The following is a 20032-nucleotide window of genomic DNA, read 5'->3' as shown; positions in this document are numbered from 1 at the left end:
AAAATCCTAGAGTTTGCTTCCCTCTTGTTTCGTTGAGTTGGCGGCCCACTTCTGCTGCCACTTAGGGTATTCCCGCTGCAGGAGTTTCTCAGGCCAAGTGCCGGCGTACAGGTAGCCCGCACGGCGCTCATTTTCTATTTCGCTTAGCGCGTAGTGCACTTTGCTGTCGCGACCCACATAAATGGGTCGGTTAGTTTCGAGGTCATAGAACCGCGCCCACAGCGTGGCGCCCGGCTCGGCTACTATCACCCGGTCGCGGCCCGTGGGCTGGCTTGGGTCTTTGATTTCTTTCATGGCCTGATTGGGCAGCTTCACCTTCTCAAACCAAGCCATGGCGCTAGTAATGGCCTTTTTCACCTCAGGAGAAGGATTCTCGATGCCCATCAGAAATTCTACAATAGCCGCCGACTCATCTCCGCTCAGCGAGGCCAGCTCAAACGCACGGGCTTTAGCGGGCTGCAGTGTTTTCTCGTCGTACTGCGCGCACCAGGCAGTCAGCTGGCCCTGCTGCACGTACTGGGTTTTGAGGATGCAGGAGACGCCCCGCTCCACGGCCTCTTTTGCCTGCGGTACCAGAGCCGGATCTACCACGGCAAAGTCGCCCTGCTGCTTAGCTACTGCCCGCAGTACCAGCAGCGCCCGAATCATGGCGTTGTCGTTGTAGGTAATCTGGTGGCGGTAGTTGCTGAAGTCGGGGTAGAACTGCGGAAAGCCACCGTTAGCGTACTGCATTTTCAGCAGGTACCGGATGCCCCGCTCTGCCGCCTCTTTGTAGGCCACCTTGTTGCTGGCTTTGTAGGCCTTGAGCAGATACGTGATTTCGCGGGTAGTGGCGTTGTTGTCGATGGTAGCATCGGTGCGGCTGGCGTCAGTCAGGGTAGCCGCGCGCAGAGTGGCCGACAATGGCTTGGTGTAATCCACCTTCACTTCCTTCACGGCCTTAGGCCACCCGCCTATGCTGCGCTGGTACACCAGCATCTTCTCGGCCACACTGTCTACCTGGTCGGCCTGCCGATTGGCAGCACTGGGCAGCACCGAGTTGGTATTTTGCAGGTTTGAGGGCGGCAACGCTACCGTTGCTTTCTTGCCCGATACCGGGTACCAACGGCCACCGTAAGTCCAGTCGGCCGTAATCTTCTTGGCCTTCGGGGCACCTTCAGCGGTTTTCAGGTTATCCTGGTGCCAGGCATAGTCTCCGCCCTGGCGGTGGCAGTTCTGGTAATACACGCGGCGGCCCCACAGTTTAGCGCCGGGCCCCGATTGCGCCCAGTAGATGTCCGCATCGGCCATGTTCTGGGCAAACTTGCAGTCAATGAGGTAGAACTGTGCTTCGCGGTGGAACCGGCCCAGCTTGAAGTTGTCGTCGCCCTCAAAGGTGCAGTTCTTGAGCACCGTCTTTTCATCCTTGTTGCCGGAGCCGTCGTGCCAGATGGCCGCATTGGGGTTGTGGCAGATGAACCGGCAGTTCTCGGCGTAGGCCCATCCCCGGGGGCAGTAGAAATCTACCCCGCCCTCCATGGTGCAGTCCTTAAAGTAGTACAGGCCGGCATCCACATCCCACGGGCTCACGGTGTCGCCGCCCAGGGCCCGGAAAGTGCAATGCTTCACCGTTAGGCGAGTAGTGCCGGGCATCGTACGCAGAGCCATCTGGTGGCCAGTTTTGCTGATGGTCCGTTTGCCGGTGGGGTCAGTGATGCAATCCACCGTCACGTCGCCTTTGGCATCAAAGCCATAGCTATTGATAACGGTGAGATTTTCCAGCGTGATGTCGGGCGAGTTGCGCATGTTGAGGGTAGCTACTCCCCAGTCGTCCTGGCCGGCCACGGGGTCACAGCGCCACTCGTCGCGGGCCTGCGGGTAGGTTAGTACCACGCCCTTTTCACTTTGGCCCTTAAGGATGATATTCTGCTTGCCATCCACGAACACCTTCTCCCGGTAGGTGCCATCTTTGATGTACACCGTGCGCGGTTTAGCGGCTTCGTTGGGGAGGCTGTTCAGGGCGGCCTGGATGGTCCGGAACTGCCCCGAACCATCCGCCGCCACCGTCACCTGTTGGGCACGGGCAGATTCTATTCCCATTTCCCCAACCCCCACCAACAGGAGCAGTAGTTTCACTATATTTTTCATCGCGCGCTGCACAGGCCTACACAAAGTCTTCCCGCATCGGGCTAAAAGAATCAAGCAGTACCCCGGCTTCTTCGCACACCACCCCATGCCATAGGTTAGAGGGGGCATGAAAACCCTCACCCGCCCGTAGTACGCGCTCCTCCTCTCCTACCAGGCAGCGGAAAACGCCGCTTTCCACGTAGGTGATTTGGGCGTGTACGTGCCGGTGAGGGGCCCCCACAGCACCAGTTTCAAAAGCCACCTTCACCAGCATCAGATCCGGCCCGTAGGCCAGTAGGCTGCGGCGTACTCCCTCCCCTACTGTTTCCCATTGCTGGGATTCATTCGTAAGAAAATGCTGATCAGCGGAAGCGGCCATTGGTAGTGATAAGGTGAGCGGTGGGATGAAATGAAGTACCAGGAAATTCTCCTGGCATCCCTCATGTAGTCTCCTGTTAGTACCCGAAGTTCTGATTCAGCGCAGGGTCAGAGGCCAGCGTGCTCTGCGGAATTGGCAGCAGCTCTTTGCCCTGACCGGGTACGTATTCTGCAGCTAGGCCCGAGCCTACGCTGCTGGCCGTGGTAGTACCTACCGTGGCAGTGGTACCCGTAGGCTGGGTATTGGCCACATATTGGGCATCAATTCCCTGACGCCAGTTCACGCGCACCGTACCCGTGGGTGCAGTGTTAGGCGTAGGCGAAGGCCGGTAGAAAGAGCGCGTCCACTGTACATCACCTGCTGCAGGCGTTTTGAAATACATATAGAGTGGCACTTTATCGTAAGGAGCTTCGCCCTTAGCCATCTTGAGAATGTTGGCTTTGGCTTCGGCCAGCTTGGTAGCAAACAGGTTCCAGCGCAACAGGTCATACTTGCGAATGCCTTCACTGCCGAACTCCAAGTACCGCTCGTTCACCAATGCATTGAACAGGGCAGCTTTCGAGTTGAGGATCAGGCCGGCTTGCGCCTTGGCCTTGGTGCCGTATGCGCGGGTCCGCACTTCCAGCAGGGCATCCTGGGCAGCTTGGGTCGGGCCATTCAGCTCGTTTTCAGCCTCCGCAAACATCAGCAGCACATCGGCGAAACGGATGATAGGCCAGTTGTAACCCAGATAGTTATTGGTACCCGGTACCGGCGGCACGTGCCAGTCGCGGCGGAATTTACCGTCCGTCACCGACGTAAGGGCTACCCCAGCCCGGAAGTTATTGGCCGGAATAGTGTAAGGCGCAATGGTCACGTCGCGGCGTACGTCCGTTGAGTCGAAGGCGTAGAAATAGGTGGGCACAATGGTTACGGCACCCTGCGTTGAGCCATAAATGGTGGAGGCGTTCAGACGCGGGCCGTTGTAGTAGCCCAGCTTGCTGTCAGACACAGCCGTGGAGCCGCCCATGCCCACCTGGAACATGATTTCATTAGCCGACTCTGAGCGCTGCTCATTGATGCTTTTGAATACTTCCAGGAAGCTGGGGTTGAGCGTGTGCTCAGAGCGGTTAGCCATCAGCTCAGCGCACTCCTGGCGGGCAATGCGGTAGTAGTCGAGATAGTCGGCGGGGCGCACCATCTGGTTGCCTTTCAGCGAGTAGCCACCCCGGTATAAGGCCAGGCGGGCGCGCAGGGCTTTCACCGCTCCTTTCGTAATCCGCTCGCTGGCCGCGCCGGCCTTGGAGCGCCAGGGCACCAGCTTCTCAGCCTGGAGAAGGTCAGCAATGAGCTTGGTGAGCGTTTCGTTGCGGTCAGCATTCGGCAGGTTGAAGTCCTGGCCCGAAACGGAGGCCGTAAACTGCGCCGGCACATCGCCCCAGTTGCGTACCAACTCAAAGTAGTACTGCGCGCGCAGCGTAAGCGCCTCACCGTGCAAGCGGTGCAGCGTAGCCGTGTCGGCCGCCGTGCCCGTGGTGTACAGCGACATCTTCGGGATCTGGTCGATGCAGATATTGCTGCGCTCTACGCCCTGATAAAGGGTGTTCCAGGGGTTGGTAATTTCGGTGTTGGTGGCCAGTGCCTTGTAGCGGGCAATGCTACGGCGGGCTCCGTCAGCAGCCCCCGATGACCCGATCATCTCATCGGAGTCGAAGGGGAAATACATGCTGATACGCGTACCATATGACTGGTCTCCGGAGAGGGGGTCATAGGCACCAATGATAGCGGCAGTAGCGCCGGCCACGGTGCTGAAAGTGGCCTCAGTAGTATTGAGAGCCAATGGCTCAACATCCAGAAAATCTTTGCAGGAAGATACCACCCCGGCGGTGCTGGCCAGGGCCAGGCCAGCTAGTGCAGCCCGGAAGGAAACGAACGATTTCATATACGGAGTGAAAAAGCGGGTGGGATTAGAGGGAGAGGTTCAGGCCGAACAGGAAGGCCCGGCTGCGGGGGTAAGCGGCATAATCAACGCCAGGCGTGAGTGGCGTGGCACGGCGCGTGTTCACCTCTGGGTCGTAGCCCGTGTATTTGGTAAAGGTGTACAGGTTGTTGAGCGTCACGTAGAAGCGCAGCGTCTGGATTTTAGCGCGGGCGGTTAGTAGCTTGGGCAAGGTGTAGCCCAGCGTGATGTTGTTCACGCGCAGGAAGGAGCCATCTTCTACCGCCCACGAGTGCAGGAAGTAGTTGCGAGTGGGCGTCCAGATATCAGCGTTTTGGTTTACCTGGCGCAGCGTGGCCAGATCGGTGATGGGTGTACCATCAGCATTGATGGTGCGGTACCGGTCGCTCATCTGATCCAGCACGTTGCTGAATACCGTGTTAGCCGTGTTTGAGGTAAACTCAATTTTGTTGGCGTTGTAGATATCGTTGCCCAGCACGAAGTTCAGGAACACGCTGGCATCGAAGTTTTTGTACGTAAACTGCTGGTTCAGACCGCCGGAGAGCTTAGGGTTGGCATTGCCAATTACCGTCTGGTCCTGGTCGTTTATAACGCCATCACCGTTCAGGTCTTTTAGCTTGATCTGGCCGGGGCGGGCAACAGTTTCGCCAATCAGACCCAGGTTGTTCGCGAATACGTTTGCTCCCTGGTCGTTTTTCCGGGGAGTCCAGCTTTGCGTAACGGTATTATACCCTTCAAAGTCATCGGCGGTCAGGAAACCATCCGTCACGTAGCCATACATCTGGCCTACGGGCTGGCCTACGCGGGCTACATAGTCGCGGTTGAGGGCCGTGCCGGCCCAGCCTGATGCAATACCGGGAATCTCCTCCAGCCCAGACCCCAGGCTTTCAATGCGGCCCCGGTTGAAGGAGGCGTTAGCCGTAGCCGTCCAGCCAAAGTCAGGCTTGTTGAAGATTACGCCCGTCAGCTGCAGCTCTACCCCTTTGTTGGAGGTTTTGCCAATATTTTGCAGCTGGGAGGTGTAGCCCAGGAACGGAGGAATGGGGCGGTTGATCAACAGGTCGGTAGTCGTGTTATAATACACATCACCCGTGAACTGCACCCGGTTTTCCCACAGGGCCAAGTCGATACCGATGTCGCGCGAGGTGGTTACCTCCCACTTTAGGTTGGGGTTAGGCAGCGTGGTGGCCGAGGAACCCAGCACCTGGTTGTGGTTGAGGTAGTATGGTGCACCACCAGCCTGGAAAAGCTGGCTGAACAGGAAGTCGTTAATACGGTTGTTGCCGGCTTGGCCATAGCTCACGCGTAGCTTCAGGTCAGATACCGCTTCCACCGACTTGAAGAACTCTTCCTTGGAAATACGCCAGGCAGCCGAAGCGCCGGGGAAGAGGCCCCAACGGTTGCCCGCCTTAAACTTCGAGGAGCCATCGGCGCGGAACGTGCCCGTAAAGAGGTACTTGTCGTCGTAGGAATACGTTAGGCGGCCAAAGCCCGAAAGCAGGCGGTAGTCGTTCGGGATGCCGGTGCTAGGCAGCACTGGCTGCGAGTTCTGGCCGGTAGGTAATACGCCCTGGTTGATGTTGGCCAATGCCCGCTCCGCCGTAATATCCAGGGGCAGGTAATTGGTCTGGATGAACTGCTGCTTGGTTTGCTGCTGGTAGGTTTCCTCACCTAGCAGCAAGCCCATCTGGTGCTTGCCCTTGGTGCGCGAATAATCCAGTACGTTGGAGTTGTTGAAGGTAATCTGGGTGCCCGTGGTGATGGTAGCAAACGGCAGGTTCTGGTAGCCGCCCGCTGCCTGCCGGATAGTAGGCGAGAACCGACCATTGAACGTACCCAAATCGGTATTGGTGATGTCGAAACCAGCCGTAGAGCGGAACAGCAACCCCTTAGCCAGCTCCAAAGCGGCGTTGCCACCTACGTTGAAAGTGCGGCGCTTGTCGCGGCGGTATTCGCTGTCAATCGTAATCAGCGGATTCACCAAGCTCGAGTTAGTGAAGAAGTCATCGTCGAAGGTGCCGGGGTCGATGATTGCGCCCGATGCTCGTGGCACCGAGAGAGGCTGGTACTGCACCGTGTTGCGCAGGCGTGAGGTAACGCTGGAGCCGCTGGTAGAGGTGCCGGCGCCATTTACTTCCTGGTCGTTGAAGCGCATGTTCAACCCGATGCGCAGCTTATCGGTGGCCTTCGTATCGAAGCGGAAGTTGATCAGGTTGCGGGAGTAATCGGAGCCACGCTGAATACCTTCCTCATCGTTGTGCGTGAGGCTTAGGGAGTAGGTAGTGCCTTTCACCCCACCTGCTACCGAAACGTTGTGCGTTTGCTGGAAGGCCCGGCGACCAAACACCTCCTCCTGCCAGTCAATGAACGGGGCACTGCGGGCGCGCTGCAGCGTATCGCTGTTATAATTAGAGCTGCCGAACAGCGTTTTAAACGTCGAGAGGCCGCCAGTGCCGGTAGCACCTGCTTGCTGAGCGCGCTCAAATTGGTAGTTCAGGTAGTCATCGGGCTTCAGTACGCCCAGCTTCTTGCTGATCTCCCGGAAGCCGGCAAACCCGTTGTAGCTGATGACGGTTTTGCCTTCCAGGCCCTTCTTGGTGGTGATAATTACCACGCCGTTCGCACCACGCGCACCGTAAATAGCCGTGGCCGAGGCGTCTTTGAGCACGTCGACGGAGGCAATGTCCTGGGGCGTAATAACCGACAGGGCATTCTCAATCTGGATACCATCTACCACATACAGCGGCGAGTTATCCTGAGTGATTGAGCCCCCGCCCCGCACCCGAACGCGCACATCCTGGTTGCCAGGGGTACCTTCTGAGGAGGTTAGCTGCACGCCCGCCAGACGGCCAGTGAGTGCCTCCGCAGCGGAGTTTACTGGAATGTCCTTGATTTGCTGCGCGCTTACCGAGGATACGGCCCCCGTTACGTCGCGACGCTGCACCGACTGGTAGCCAATAACCACTACGTCATCCAGGGTTTTGGTATCCTCCTTCAACGTAACGTTGATGTCGGTTTTAGTACCCACAGCCACCTCAAACGGTAGAAAACCAATGTAGCTAAAGCGCAACGTAGCGTTGGCGGGTACGGCTAGGTTAAAACGGCCGTCGGCATCGGTGGAGGCGCCGACAGTCGTGCCACGCACAACTACTGTCACGCCGGGCAAAGGCTCGCCCTTCTCCGACTTGACGATACCCTGAACGCGCTGTTGTTGCTGCTGTGCCCAGGCCGGTGCCATAGCACATGCCAACAGGGGTGTTAGCAACAGTAATTTTCTTTTCATGACAGTGGTGTGGGAATTGGTAATGGGATAAGAGCTTCAGCTGTAGTACCAGAGTTATGCATCCTGCGCGGAACCGGTGAGCGGCCCCTTACTTACTATCCCGCCGTTAAGTGAACAGTTCTGCGTTGGGATATTTCAAGAAGCATTCTAGCATCGTTACCGAGGCCAACTAACTACCACCAGCTTTTTGGATTGTCGGCTAGAGTATTAGTTGATTAAGTTTAGTCTTACCCCAACAGAATGGGAAGAGTAACCTAGGATTTATTTCTGCAATCGATGTCGGGAACGTTCCCATACACCCAATTTCTTTGATTGCAGCGTATTTAGCGACAGTAATAGGAAGAAGCCATTATTTTCTTGACCTGCTATCCAAGCACAAGAATTAAACTTAAACAATTGTACTTTTCCTATTTAGTGCCTGCTACACGCGGGGCACTAAGCATCTAGCTTTACTACTCTTTTCACCAGTTATTTTTCTTTGCTGGATTAGTACCTATGACTCCCCCCGTGCTACCCGTGGTTGCCTCAACACTTACTCAAAAAAAGAACCTTGCAGCACGGGACTAGCAAGGCTCACTTAGTGCACGCGTACTTACGCCTCTGTTTCTACTCTACCCTGAACCAATCAATGTCAGCGGCACCGGCATCATTTGTTTGGGCGACTCGTGTGCAGAACAGGCCTAGCTTTGCGCCAATCCACTTTCCTTCGCGGGCGGTAAACACGGGGCCTACGGCGCGGAACTGCTGCCCATCGAGGCTGTAGCTGAATTGGCACTTGGCTTCTGGCTGCATGCTCACGCGCAAGTAAATGGGCTGCTTAGCGGGTATTTCCACTGGCGCCGAGCTGGTTTCCGGACTAAGCTTATCGGCGTTTTGGCAGGTAGTCAGGCCTAAAAGCAGTTTGCCCCCCTGGTTGGTCACGGAGAGGTAAGCGTAATCCATCCCCATCATGATCAGGCCGGTTTTTTCACCCTCAAAGCGCGGGGTAAACGAGAGCTTGGTGGTAGCAGTAAACTTATCAGCGGGCAGCTTTTGCAGCAGCAGGTTAGGCACTTGCCAGAAGTTCTTGAAACCTTCGGGCAGCGGCACTGAGTATAGCCGCAGGAACCCTTCATTACCGTTAAGGAAGGCCCAGCCTACCTGGGGGTTGGCATGCCACTGCCACTGCAGGCCTAGCCTGTTCGTGTTGAACTCATCGGAAGTGGCTGGCGTGGCAATGGGCTGCGTTTTGCCAGCGGGCTTGCGGTAGGTGAGTACGGGCTGCCCCTTGCCGTCACCGTCGGGGTCTTCACCAATGATAGGCCAGTCATTCTTCCAGGTCATGGGCTGCAGGTGCACCACGCGGCCATAGGCGCCCTGGTCCTGGAAGTGCAGAAACCAATCTTCCTTACCGCCGGGCGTATCTACCCAGGCACCCTGGTGTGGGCCGTTAACGGGCGTTTTGCCCTGGTCCATTACAATGCGGTCTTCGTAGGGACCAAACACATTCTTGGAGCGCATCACCACCTGCCAGCCAGTAGGCACACCCCCGCCGGGCGCGAAGATGTAGTAGTAGCCGTGGCGCTTGTAGAACTTAGGACCTTCAATGGTAGGGTGCTTGTCGTGGCCGTCAAACACCAGCACCTCGTCGCCTAACAGGCCCAGGCCATCGGGGCGCATGCGGCTCACAGCAAGCACACTCTTAAAGCCCGCCCGCGAACCGGCAAAGCCGTGCACGAGGTAGGCCTGTCCGTCTTCATCCCACAAGGGGCAAGGGTCAATCCAGCCTTTAGCTTCCTTGATGCACACGGGCGCCGACCACGGACCCGCTGGGTTCTTAGCCGTCGTCACGAAGATGCCCAGGTCAGGGTCGGGGTAAAAGATATAGAACAGCTTGTTGTGGTACCGGATGGCGGGTGCCCATACGCCGTTGCCGTGCTGGGGCAGCGCGTAGCGGGCGGCCGGAGGCTGCTGAGTGAATACAGCTCCAATAATCGACCAGTTTACCAGGTCTTTGGAGTGCAGAATCTGCAGGCCCGGCACGGCATTGAAGCTCGATGAAGTGAGGTAGTACTCGTCGCCCACGCGCACTACATCGGGGTCAGAGTAGTCGGCGTAGAGCACGGGGTTCTTGTACATCCCATTACCCAAATCCGGCACCCATACTTTAGAAATGGCAGAAGTTTGCGCAGCTACTTTCAGTGGCTGTAGGCCAGTCAGGGCAAGTAGTAAAAGCAGTGAAAGACGCTTCATGGGCATAACAGCAACTGTGTTAATAAGTGGACTTGTCATTCCCACCGCAGGGAGGAATCTGGAGACTGGCCTAGAGCTTACCTCAGATTCCTCCCTGCGGTCGGAATGACAGCGGGAGTCAGCACAACTGGTCTTTTATTCCTGAGTTGGGTTCCAGTTGCGGAATACCTTTTCGAGGGTGTATTCTTGGGCTTGCTGATCGGTGAGCTGGCGCGACCACGGCACGCGGCGGGTGGGCTGAAAGCCTTTGCCCCGGTTCTTATACTCGGCGTAGGAGGCAGTTTGCTTGTTGCTTTCTTTCTCCCAGTGGTCCCAGCCCTCAGACCGGATTTGCTCACCTAGCTCACACTGCATGAAAACAGTTTTGGCGTAGGGCCGCCAGGGCCGGCCCAGCACAAAGCTGCCGGCGGGCGCATCGCCTGTGATTTTGCAGTTGCGGAATATGTAGCCGTAGCGCGTGCTATCAGGGGTTGAAGCCGCCGTGACGTAGCCCCCACCCTTCTTGCAGAAAATAGTGCAGCCCTCAAACCAGGCCGTGCTAGAGCCGAAGATGAAATCAACGGTACCCTCGATGTAGCAATCCTGATAATACTGGCGGCTGCCGTAACCGTAGGTGTAGAGTGTGTCTTGAAAGCCCAGAAAGCGGCAGTTTTTAAAACGGGCCTTGTCGCCGGCTACCCACACGGCCACGGCTTGGCCTACCGGGCCGGAGGAATTCTGGAAGGTGATGTTCTCAACTGAGAAATCGGAGCCGTAGATGTAGATACTGGAGGAACCAGAGGTGCCTTTATCTTCCCCGAAGATGTTCTTCTTCTGATTGTAGTCGTCGTAGGTGAGGATGGTATTCTTGAGGTCCTCCCCTATCAGCTTTACCAGGTTTTTGGAGCCGGCCAGAATGAGTTTCTCTTTGTAGGTGCCGTTCTTGATGAAAATGGTGGTGACTTTCTTGCGAAAATCGGGCACGGCATTGAAGGCTTCCTGCACGGTTCGGTAGTTGCCGCTGCCATCTTGGGCCACTACAAAATCGTAGGCCACTGCCCGGCTCATCAGCAGCCAGCTTAGGCACAGGAATGCAATCAGTTTTTTCATGCTCTTGGATGGGATGAGTAGAACGGGGCTGTTACTGGCCTAGCGGGCCTGCGGATCAACGGTGGTCTTAACTTCCCGCTTCACAATGCGGTCAGCGAGTTCCAGCTTCAGGCGGCGAATGTCGGCTAGCACCAGCTGCGCCATTTTGCGGGCACCCAGCTCGTTGAAGTGGGTGTTATCGTCGCGGCCGTCGGGGTAGTTGGGATGCTCACCCGGGGCCAGCTGGTTGAACAGTAATCGGGAGTTTTCCACCCCAAATTGTTGCAACACTGCTTGGCTTTCAGTGTCAAGGTTGATGAGCGGAACTTGCTGCTGCTTGGCTACATCGCGCACTATACCGACGTACACAGTATGGGTGCCTTCTACCTTACCGGCCGCATCAAATTTGCGGCGAGCTACAGGCGTAATCAGTACCGGCGTAGCTTTCTTAGCGCGCGTTTCCGTTACAAACCGCACTAGATTAGCTCGGAAGTCGGCTTCGGGAGTGTAGCTCCGTTTGGTTGGCACTTCGTCGTTGTGCCCAAACTGAATCAACACGTAGTCGCCGGGGCGTAGGGCAGCTGCAACGGGCTGCCAGCGGTTTTCGGTTAAAAACGTTTTGGTGCTGCGCCCGTTTTGAGCGCGGTTATCTACCGTCACCGTTTCATCGAAGAAGTGTTTAAACGGCGTGCCCCACCCAGTTTCCGGAAAAGCCTTTTCCTGCTTATCCGCCATGGTAGAATCACCCACCAAATACACTTTTATGGGAGTGGGCGAATCAGTGGTAAAAGCCAGCAGAGCCAGTATAGCTACTAGACCTAGCCCCCAGATTTTCTTCGACAATAAGCGGACAACCATAGCGTGTGAGGCAATTCAGAGGAGAGAAAAGTGAGTAGCAGAACGTCATGCTACGCTTAGCCAAACCCAGGTTGGTTTTGTGTTGCCTAACGGGCAAGCGAAAACCGAATAACGGCCGGCTACTAGTCAGAAAGCAGCCGGCCGTTACAGAAGATTAGCTTAGGTCGTGAATGCTCACGGCGTCCATGTCGGTGTATTCCAGGTTCTCGCCGGCCATACCCCAAATGAAGGTGTAGTTGCTGGTGCCGCAGCCGGTATGGATAGACCATGGCGGCGAGAGGATTGCCTGCTCGTTGCTCACCCACAGCGGCCGCGTTTCGTGGGGCTCGCCCATCATGTGCAGCACGCGCTGATTTTCAGGCAGGTTGAAGTACAGGTAAGCCTCCATCCGACGGTCGTGCACGTGCGAGGGCATGGTGTTCCACACGCTGCCGGGCTTCAGCTTGGTCAGGCCCATTACCAACTGGCAGCTCTGGATGCCCTGCAGGTAAATGTACTTGTAGATGGTACGCTCATTGGCCGTTTCCGTGGCACCCATTTCTACGGGCGTAGATTCGGCCTGCGTCATACGGGTGGTGGGGTACACAGCGTGAGCGGGGGCCGAGAGTAGGTAGTACTTAGCAGGCCGCACGGCATCGGCGCTAGCAAATACTACTTCCTGTGCGCCTTTGCCCACGTAGAGGCAATCTTGCTCGCCCAGCTCATATACTTTGCCATCCACGGTAACGGTGCCTGCCTGACCGATATTGAGGATGCCTAGCTCGCGGCGCTCCAGAAAGAACTGTGCCTTCAGGTTCTCGGGGCAAGGCAACGGCAACGCCGAAGTGGTAGGCGTAGCGCCACCCACAATCATGCGGTCGTAGTGGGTATACACGAGTTCAATTCCGCCCGCTACAAATAGGCTCTCGATCAGGAAATTATTGCGCAGCTCCTTGGTATTCAGGCCGGCCGTTTCGCGTGGGCCAATGGCATATCGTTGGGTCATGAGAGGTGAAGTTGTGAGTTTGTGAAGGGTGAACTTGTGAAGTGTAGAAGTAGTGGCCTAGTGAGAGTGGTCTATACTGGCCTAGAGAGCGAAAGTAGCGCAAGCCGCACCAACAAAACGGCCAACTCACGATTTCACCACTTCACAACTTCACCTTTGATTAGCGTCCCATCCAGCCACCGTCGACGGTCAGGATGGTGCCGTGCACGTAGTCGGCGGCAGCGGAGGCCAGGAACACGGTGGGTCCTTTGAAGTCCTCGGGCGTGCCCCAGCGGCCCGCCGGAATGCGGCCCAGGATGCTGGCAGAGCGGTCAGGGTCGTTGCGAAGAGCCTCGGTGTTGTCGGTGGCAATGTAGCCGGGGGCAATGGCATTCACATTCACGCCGCGGCCCGCCCACTCGTTGGCCAGCGCTTTCACTACGCTGCCAATGGCGCCTTTGCTGGCCGCGTAGCCTGGCACGTTAATACCGCCCTGAAACGTGAGCAACGAGGCTGTGAAGATAATTTTGCCCGCGCCCTGCTGCAGCATCTTCCCCCCTATGGCGCGGGCAATCCGGAAGGGAGCATCTAGGTTAATAGCTAGTACTTCGTCCCAGAGGTCATCGGCGTGCTCAGCAGCGGGGGCACGCTTGATGGTGCCAGCGTTGTTGATCAGGATATCGATACGAGGAAAATCTTGCTGCACCTGGCCCAGAAAGGCATCCACGGCGGGGCGCTGGCTGAAATCGGCCTGGTAGGCGTAAAACTGGCGGCCCAGGGCGCGCACTTGCTGTTCCGTGTCGGAGCCGCTGAGGGCCAGCGTGGCCGATACGCCAATAATGTCGGCGCCAGCCTCTGCTAGGCCTAGGGCCATAGCCTGCCCAATGCCGCGGTTGCAGCCCGTTACTAAGGCTATTTTTCCTGTCAGATCGAACCCTGAAGTATTCGCCATATAAGAGAGAAGTGTTTGTAAACTTTTCGGAGAAGCCTCGTGTACGTTTAGAACAAGGTGTGACTTCTAGGCCTGTTAAGGTTACAGGATGTGACTGCGGAATGGAAGCCAAGCCCATTTTTTATTCCCGCAATCGTTATCGGGAACGTTGCCAGTCCGGTGTTCAGGTAATGCCCCAGGAGTATTTACCCCAAAAGTGCCTAGCTATTTCTATTTTGAGGCCCCGTTGAGTTTAGTTGCTGCTTTTGCAGTTCTTGGATTTACCTAAGCCGCCGCTCCTCCCCCTTCCTTTCCCACTATACCCCGTCTCCATCGTGGAAACTTTCACCATCAAAGACATTGCCCGCGAACTGAATCTTTCTACCTCCACGGTATCGCGCGCATTGCGGGGCAGCTATGAAATTAACCCCGAAACCAAGCGCCTGGTAATGGAGTGCGCTGAGCGTCTCAACTACCGGCCCAATCCCATTGCCCTGAGCCTGAAAGGCAGCGCCAGCCGGGCCATTGGGGTTATCGTGCCCCAGATTGCCAACTACTTCTTCTCACAGGCCATCAATGGGATTGAGGCTATTGCTTACAACCGGGGCTACCACGTTATCATCTTCCAGAGTCAGGAGTCGTATGAGCGCGAAGTGGCCAACGTGCAGCAGTCGATGTCGCGGAAAGTGGATGGCTTGCTGATTTCGCTTTCCAGTGAAACCTCCGATGTGGCTCACTTACAGGATGTGCAGGACAAAGGGGTGCCCATTGTGCTCTTCGACCGGGTGTCGTCGCAGCTGAACGTAACCAAGGTGGTGGCCGATAATTTTGGGGGTGCCTTTGCCGCTACGGAACACCTGATTCAGTCGGGTCGCCGCCGCATTGCGCACCTCACCATTCAGCCCTGGCTGAGCATTACGCAGGAGCGCTTAGCCGGCTACCGCGCCGCCCTGGAAAAGTATGGTCTGGAGTTCGACGAAAACCTGATTCGCTACGGCACATTTGGCCCCGATGAAGTGGGCCCTATGGTGCAGGAACTGATGCACCTCGACTCGCCGCCCGATGCGTTCTTCACCGCCTCCGACCGCCTGGCCGTGGGTTGCCTTACTGCCCTCCGGCAGCAGCATCTCACTATCCCCGACGACGTTTCCATTATCGGCTTCACCAACCTGAACGTGGCCGACCTGATGGCTCCCTCATTGAGCACAGTGGTGCAGCCAGCCCAGGAAATTGGCCAGGTAGCCGCTGAGCGCCTCATCGACCAGATTGAGCGCAAGCACCGTGCCCTGCCCATTGAAACGGTTAAGATCCCGACGGAGCTTATTGCCCGGGACTCTACGCGTTTGTCTACTGAGCCAACAGAGCACAACGAGGTGTATACCACGCGCAAGTCAACAACGCTGTAAGGGCAACTTACTAGTTCGATAAACGCAAAAGGGCTGTCGTTCCGAGTGGAGCGAGGAATCTGGAGAGTGGCCTAGAGGCTAACTCAGATTCTTCGCTCCACTCAGAACGACAGCCCTTTGTTTATACGCAGGTTACCCTCGCGGCTGTACAACTACTTGCGGCCTGACTGTTGCAGCAGCCAGGTAGCGAGATCTTTCCCTGCCAGGAAGTTTTCGTACTCGGCCGGGATTTTCCGGCCATCGGTGTACTCGTTGTACAGCCACGGGTCACCCACCGCGAAGACGGTGCCTTTGCCCACTTTGGCGGTTGCCATAATCACGTTGCCGCCCTGGCTGATGAGCGGCGTGGCGGGCGCCTTCACTTCAATGGGAGCCAGCTCCTTGATGTAGGCTTTGTGCGCATTTTTGAACACAGCGTCACCGGCTGGCAGCGCTACCTGGCCCTGCTCAAACTGGCTACCTTTTACCATGTTCAGGTTCACATCGCGGAACTTCATCCCGAAGGCCTGGGCCAGCGTATTGAAGCGCGGAATCTCGCAGTTACTGGTGTCGTTAGCCATGAGCACTAGGGTGCCGCCGGCTTTCACCCAGGCCGTGAGGGCCTGCACATCGGCGGGCGCCACAAAGTTGGGGTTGGGCGTTTCCTTCTTGGTGTCGGGGTCAACGATGATGTACACGTCTACCCCCTTGAGAGAGGCTGCTGTGGGCGCTGTGGGTACTGACACTGTGTTGGCGCCTAGCTCCCGGAACTGGTTGCCCCAGAGGTAGAACCCGCCGTGCGAGCGGTCTTCCCAGGTGTAATGGAAGGGCTCAGGCTGGCCCGTGATGCTGCTCTTGCGGCTCTCGTGGTTGAAGTAGGTGTCTACGCCCACCGTCTTGCCTTTCCCCAGGCCACTCTCGGCAGCAATTTCCATCTCCACGCTGGCCAGAATAAATGGCCCTACGCCTTTCAGATCGTTCTTGCGCAATGGCTCCGAGAGGTAATACTCAAAGCTGCCATCGCGGTAGGGGTTACCGCCCAGGCCACCCACGCTCACCGTGCCATTGAACGCCAGCGCATCGCCTTGCTCCGTTGCCACAAATTGCTTCAGTAAGCCATCATAGCCTTTCTTGGCGGCCTGCGCATACTTCTGATCGAGGTAGCCCATGCGCACGCCCTTCTGCAGGAAATACACAAACATGCTGCTACCCGAAGCCTCGGCGTAGTTACCCTTGCGCGAGGCTTGGTCTACTACCAATGACCAGGTGCCGGTCTTAGAATCCTGGTACTTCGTGAGCACCGGGGCCAGGCGCTGCACATCCTTGATGAGTTGGGCACGCTGCGGATGATTCTGGGGGAAATAGTCGAGCACATCTACCAGGGCCATAGCGTACCAGCCCATGCCCCGGTCCCAGAAGTTCGGCGACTGGCCCGTGGTTTTGTTGGCCCATTTCTGCTCCTTGCTTTCGTCGTAGCCGTGGTACAGTAGGCCAGTCTTAGCGTCCACGAGGTTCTTCTCAATGAGGGCAAACTGCTTGGCCACGTCATCGAAGCCGGCAGGCTGCTGGAATACCTTGCTGTACTCGGCGTAGAAGGGCTCAGCCATGTAGAGGCCATCTAGCCACATTTGGTTGGGGTACACCTTCTTATGCCAGAAACCTCCGGCTTTCGTGCGGGGCTGCCCTTCCAGTTGCTTGCGAAGCAGTTGCGCGGCCTTCTGGTACTTCTCCTGATTAGGCACCGACATCTGACTGAGCAGCAGCAAGGCGTGGCCCGTCGTCAGGTTATCGAGGTTATAATCCTCCAGCTTGTAGGTCCGGATGGAGCCATCGGGCTGCACAAACTGGTCGAGGTCCTTCTGGATATAGGTGAAGTAACGGGCATCGCCGGTGCGTTCCCACACGCGCTGAAGCGCCTTCAGCATCAGACCTTGCTCATAATCCCAGCGAGCAGTTTTGCGGTTACCAATGACAATAGAATCAGGATGCCACTTGATGAAGGCATCCGTCATGCGCTGCGACATGGGTCTAGCAGCCGGCGCAGTTTGCGCCTGCGCGGCCAAGCTCGAAATCAGCAGCCCGGAAAGGAAGAAACGACGGAGAGACATGGGAGAATTAAGCTAAAGCTAGAGAGCTAGTTCCCCTCCTCAGATGAGGAGGGGTTAGGGGTGGTTGACTGGCCTAGAACGATGCAGTTTGGCGGGTGATCTTCCCCAACCCAATGAGACTACTTGTGGGTATGGAGTAGCATCAGGAAAGCAAGTATAGGGCAGCTAGTTCACGAACCGTCACACATTGCGCCTTTCGTGTAACTATTTATCGATGTGCAAAGCATCCTCAATACAGCGTGAAACCAGTTCCAGTAATTCAGTGCCGCCCGTAGCTTCTACTACTAGCCCATACTGAGAGGTAAGACGTACGTGGTAGATGCCATTAGACAGCTCATCATAAGAGAGAGCCGAGCCTAAAGAGATATCAGGAAAATCTTTTGCCGTAAGGCTGGAAGGCAGTGGCTTCATAAACAGGCTACGAGCAGCAAAGCAGCTTACCGCTTAGAAACCGTTACTACCTTCTTCGACACCTTCTGACCAATTTCCACGTCTTTCTTCGCGGCTTTGGTGTCGGTGTTGCGCAGCGTTACGGCCTTGCTCCGGTCGCCGGTTACGCGCAGGAGCAGCTCTGCCCCGGAGGCGTAGCGTAGGTTATCGAAGCTGATGTTACGGCTGTTCTGCACCTCAAGCACGGGCTTGGTGTCTTTGGAGAGCAACGTTACGTTTTTGAGGCGAATACCGTCGGCCTCCTGGCACACCATTCCTTTGTTGCACTCCAGTACCGTGTTCTCGATATCTACATCCTTGATGCTCATCTCGGGCAAGCCACGTACCAAAATGCCGGTGTTGGCACCTTTGCAGGTTACGTTTTTGATGCGGAACCCCTGGAACTGGGGCGTGCCCTCACCCAGCGGCTCGGCCTTGATCTCGGGAATACCGTAGGCCTCTCCGTTTACCTGCACGGGGTCTTTAGCAGCGTAGTACATATCGAAGAGGATGGCTTCGCCGGCAATATCGGTCATGTCAACCCCGTCCACGAAGATGTTTTCCACTACTCCACCGCGGCCACGGGCTGTTTTGAAGCGCAGGCCTACATCGGTGCCCATAAACGTGCAGTTGCTCACATAGAGGTTGCGTGCCCCGCCCGACATCTCTGAGCCAATCACGAAGCCGCCGTGGGCGTGGTACACTTTCGTGTCGCGGATGATGAAGTTCTCAGTGGGCACGCCCCGCTTGCGGCCTTCCTCATCGCGGCCCGACTTGATGCAGATACCATCATCGCCCACGTCAAACGTGCAGCCCTCTACCAAGCCATTGCGGCACGACTCCAGGTCCAGGGCATCGGTGTTCTGGCCATACCAGGGGTTGCGGGCCGTTACGTTGCGCAGCGTGATGTTGTCGCAGAGTAGTGGGTGAATCGTCCAGGCCGGGGAGTTCTGAATGGTGAAGCCTTCGAGCAGGATTTGCTTGCAGCGCTGCAGGCTGAGCATGTTGGGGCGCAGGAAATCCTTGAACTCGGCGTACTTGCTGTAGTCGGGCTGCTGACCGGCCGGAATGGTCCAGGGCTTGTTGAGCGTGGAGCCTTTCAGGGAGCCCGCCGACGGATACCAGGTGGTGCCTTTTTCGTCTACTACGCCGCCCGATTTTACCAGGCGCTGCCACTGGCCGGCGTTCAGCTTTTCCTTTTTCACCATGCGCCACGCGTCGCCGGCGCCATCGAAGGTGCCTTCGCCGGTAATGGCAATGTTTTCGAGGTCGTAGCCGTAAATGGGCGACTGGTTGCGGATGGCATCCTCCCCTTCCCAGTTGGTTTTGATCAGCTGGTAATCCGAGAGCTTGTTGCTGAACTGCACCAGCGCTCCTTTGGCTACGTGCAGGTTTACGTTGCTTTTCAGCTGAATGGGGCCCGTGAGCCACAAGCCGCGCGGTACCAGCACCACGCCGCCCTGCTGGCTGCAGGCCTCAATGGCTTTGCGGAAAGCCTCTGTATTAAGCGTCTGTCCATCGGCCACGGCGCCGTACTTCGTGATGTTAAAGGTGTCCTTCCGGAAGTAGGGTTGCAGCACCACTGGCAGGTCGTAGGTGTATTTGCCGTTGAAGGCCAGCGGCTGCAGATGCGAGGCAATGCCCAGGTTAAGCTTCTTTACATCCTGGGCCACCAGCTGGGCTACGCGCTCAGCGCCGTACGCTGAAAAGTGCGTGTTATCGAGCTTGGTGTTGTTGGCGCCGTTTTGGTAGCTCCAGAACAGGGGCTTGGTGCCCGCGTCGCCGAGCTGGCTGTACATGGCCCAGCTGGTTTCGTGCAGGTCAATCAGGGGCACTTTTTGGGCTTTGGCCACTTCTTTTACCACGCCGGGGTATTCGCCGTGGTCGTCCTTGCGCTTGCCCTGGTCGTCGAAGTAACGGCGGCCTACGGGTGTAATGAGCACGGGGTTTGCGCCTTTAGCGCGGGCTTCCTGCACGTAACGCGTCAGGTTTTGGCGGTAGGCGATTTGCGGCGCGGCGTAGCGGGCGGTGTCTTCCTGCTTTGAGTCGTTGTGGCCGAACTGGATGAATACCCAGTCACCGGGCTTCACCTGCTCCAGCACTTTGGCCCAGCGGCCCTCATGGCGGAAGTTGCGGGTGCTGCGGCCGTTCACGGCGTGGTTATGCACCTTCACGTTCGCATCGAAGTACTGCTGGAAATACATGCCCCAGCCGCGCTCAGCCTTATCCAGGGGTTTATCGGACATGGTGGAGTCGCCGACCAAGAAAATCTGAACCTTCTTGTCTTCCGCGGGCCGGAAAGCCCACAGAAGCAAAGCAAAAAACAGGAATGCAAATTGTTTCATACGAA

13 protein-coding genes are annotated in these 20032 nt (G+C 56.9%); 1 reads left to right on the top strand and 12 read right to left on the bottom strand.

The window, feature by feature from the left end:
- Positions 1 to 6: 6 nt before the first annotated feature.
- The 9 genes from pelA to HMJ29_RS14020 form a co-directional block, all read right to left on the bottom strand.
- Complete coding sequence (pelA, locus tag HMJ29_RS20490; RefSeq protein WP_244679244.1) at positions 7 to 2127, bottom strand: pectate lyase; 2121 nt, start codon at positions 2125 to 2127, stop codon at positions 7 to 9.
- 16 nt (positions 2128 to 2143) lie between these two features.
- On the bottom strand, positions 2144 to 2485 hold the full coding sequence (locus HMJ29_RS14055) for a cupin domain-containing protein (RefSeq protein WP_171592091.1): 342 nt from the start codon (positions 2483 to 2485) through the stop codon (positions 2144 to 2146).
- Between the two features lie 76 nt (positions 2486 to 2561).
- Positions 2562 to 4406: a RagB/SusD family nutrient uptake outer membrane protein gene (locus tag HMJ29_RS14050; RefSeq protein WP_171592090.1), complete on the bottom strand. Its 1845-nt coding sequence runs from the start codon at positions 4404 to 4406 to the stop codon at positions 2562 to 2564.
- A 25-nt stretch (positions 4407 to 4431) separates the two neighbouring features.
- Positions 4432 to 7707 (bottom strand): SusC/RagA family TonB-linked outer membrane protein, encoded by a 3276-nt coding sequence (locus HMJ29_RS14045; protein ID WP_171592089.1) that lies wholly within the window; start codon positions 7705 to 7707, stop codon positions 4432 to 4434.
- A 606-nt stretch (positions 7708 to 8313) separates the two neighbouring features.
- On the bottom strand, positions 8314 to 9939 hold the full coding sequence (locus HMJ29_RS14040; RefSeq protein ID WP_171592088.1) for a glycoside hydrolase family 43 protein: 1626 nt from the start codon (positions 9937 to 9939) through the stop codon (positions 8314 to 8316).
- Between the two features lie 135 nt (positions 9940 to 10074).
- A complete protein-coding gene (locus tag HMJ29_RS14035) occupies positions 10075 to 11028 on the bottom strand; it encodes a pectinesterase family protein (protein ID WP_171592087.1) in 954 nt (317 codons plus the stop codon).
- Positions 11029 to 11067: 39 nt separating this feature from the next.
- The gene (locus HMJ29_RS14030; protein WP_171592086.1) at positions 11068 to 11865 is read right to left on the bottom strand and encodes a rhamnogalacturonan acetylesterase; all 798 of its coding nucleotides are present in this window, start codon (positions 11863 to 11865) and stop codon (positions 11068 to 11070) included.
- Positions 11866 to 12019: 154 nt separating this feature from the next.
- A complete protein-coding gene (gene kduI, locus HMJ29_RS14025; RefSeq protein ID WP_171592085.1) occupies positions 12020 to 12850 on the bottom strand; it encodes a 5-dehydro-4-deoxy-D-glucuronate isomerase in 831 nt (276 codons plus the stop codon).
- Positions 12851 to 13010: 160 nt separating this feature from the next.
- Entirely contained in the window at positions 13011 to 13781 is a 771-nt protein-coding gene (locus HMJ29_RS14020) for an SDR family oxidoreductase (protein ID WP_171592084.1), read from the bottom strand.
- A 314-nt stretch (positions 13782 to 14095) separates the two neighbouring features.
- Here HMJ29_RS14020 and HMJ29_RS14015 point away from each other — a divergent pair, with 314 nt between their 5' ends.
- Positions 14096 to 15166 carry a LacI family DNA-binding transcriptional regulator gene (locus HMJ29_RS14015; RefSeq protein ID WP_171592083.1) on the top strand — a complete coding sequence of 357 codons (1071 nt, stop codon included), beginning with the start codon at positions 14096 to 14098 and terminating at the stop codon, positions 15164 to 15166.
- 152 nt (positions 15167 to 15318) lie between these two features.
- Here HMJ29_RS14015 and HMJ29_RS14010 read toward each other — a convergent pair whose 3' ends face one another.
- The 3 genes from HMJ29_RS14010 to HMJ29_RS14000 form a co-directional block, all read right to left on the bottom strand.
- Positions 15319 to 17253, bottom strand: a complete 1935-nt coding sequence (locus tag HMJ29_RS14010) for a DUF4350 domain-containing protein (RefSeq protein WP_171592082.1) — start codon at positions 17251 to 17253, stop codon at positions 15319 to 15321.
- Between the two features lie 204 nt (positions 17254 to 17457).
- Positions 17458 to 17664: a hypothetical protein gene (locus HMJ29_RS14005; protein WP_171592081.1), complete on the bottom strand. Its 207-nt coding sequence runs from the start codon at positions 17662 to 17664 to the stop codon at positions 17458 to 17460.
- A gap of 26 nt (positions 17665 to 17690) precedes the next feature.
- Positions 17691 to 20027 carry a glycosyl hydrolase family 28 protein gene (locus HMJ29_RS14000; protein WP_171592080.1) on the bottom strand — a complete coding sequence of 779 codons (2337 nt, stop codon included), beginning with the start codon at positions 20025 to 20027 and terminating at the stop codon, positions 17691 to 17693.
- Positions 20028 to 20032 lie beyond the last annotated feature (5 nt).

It is taken from the genome of Hymenobacter taeanensis (genome assembly GCF_013137895.1).
Classification (GTDB): Bacteria; Bacteroidota; Bacteroidia; order Cytophagales; family Hymenobacteraceae; genus Hymenobacter; species Hymenobacter taeanensis.
The sequence above is the reverse complement of the archived record's forward strand: the minus strand, read 5'-3'. Positions and strand labels throughout refer to the sequence as shown.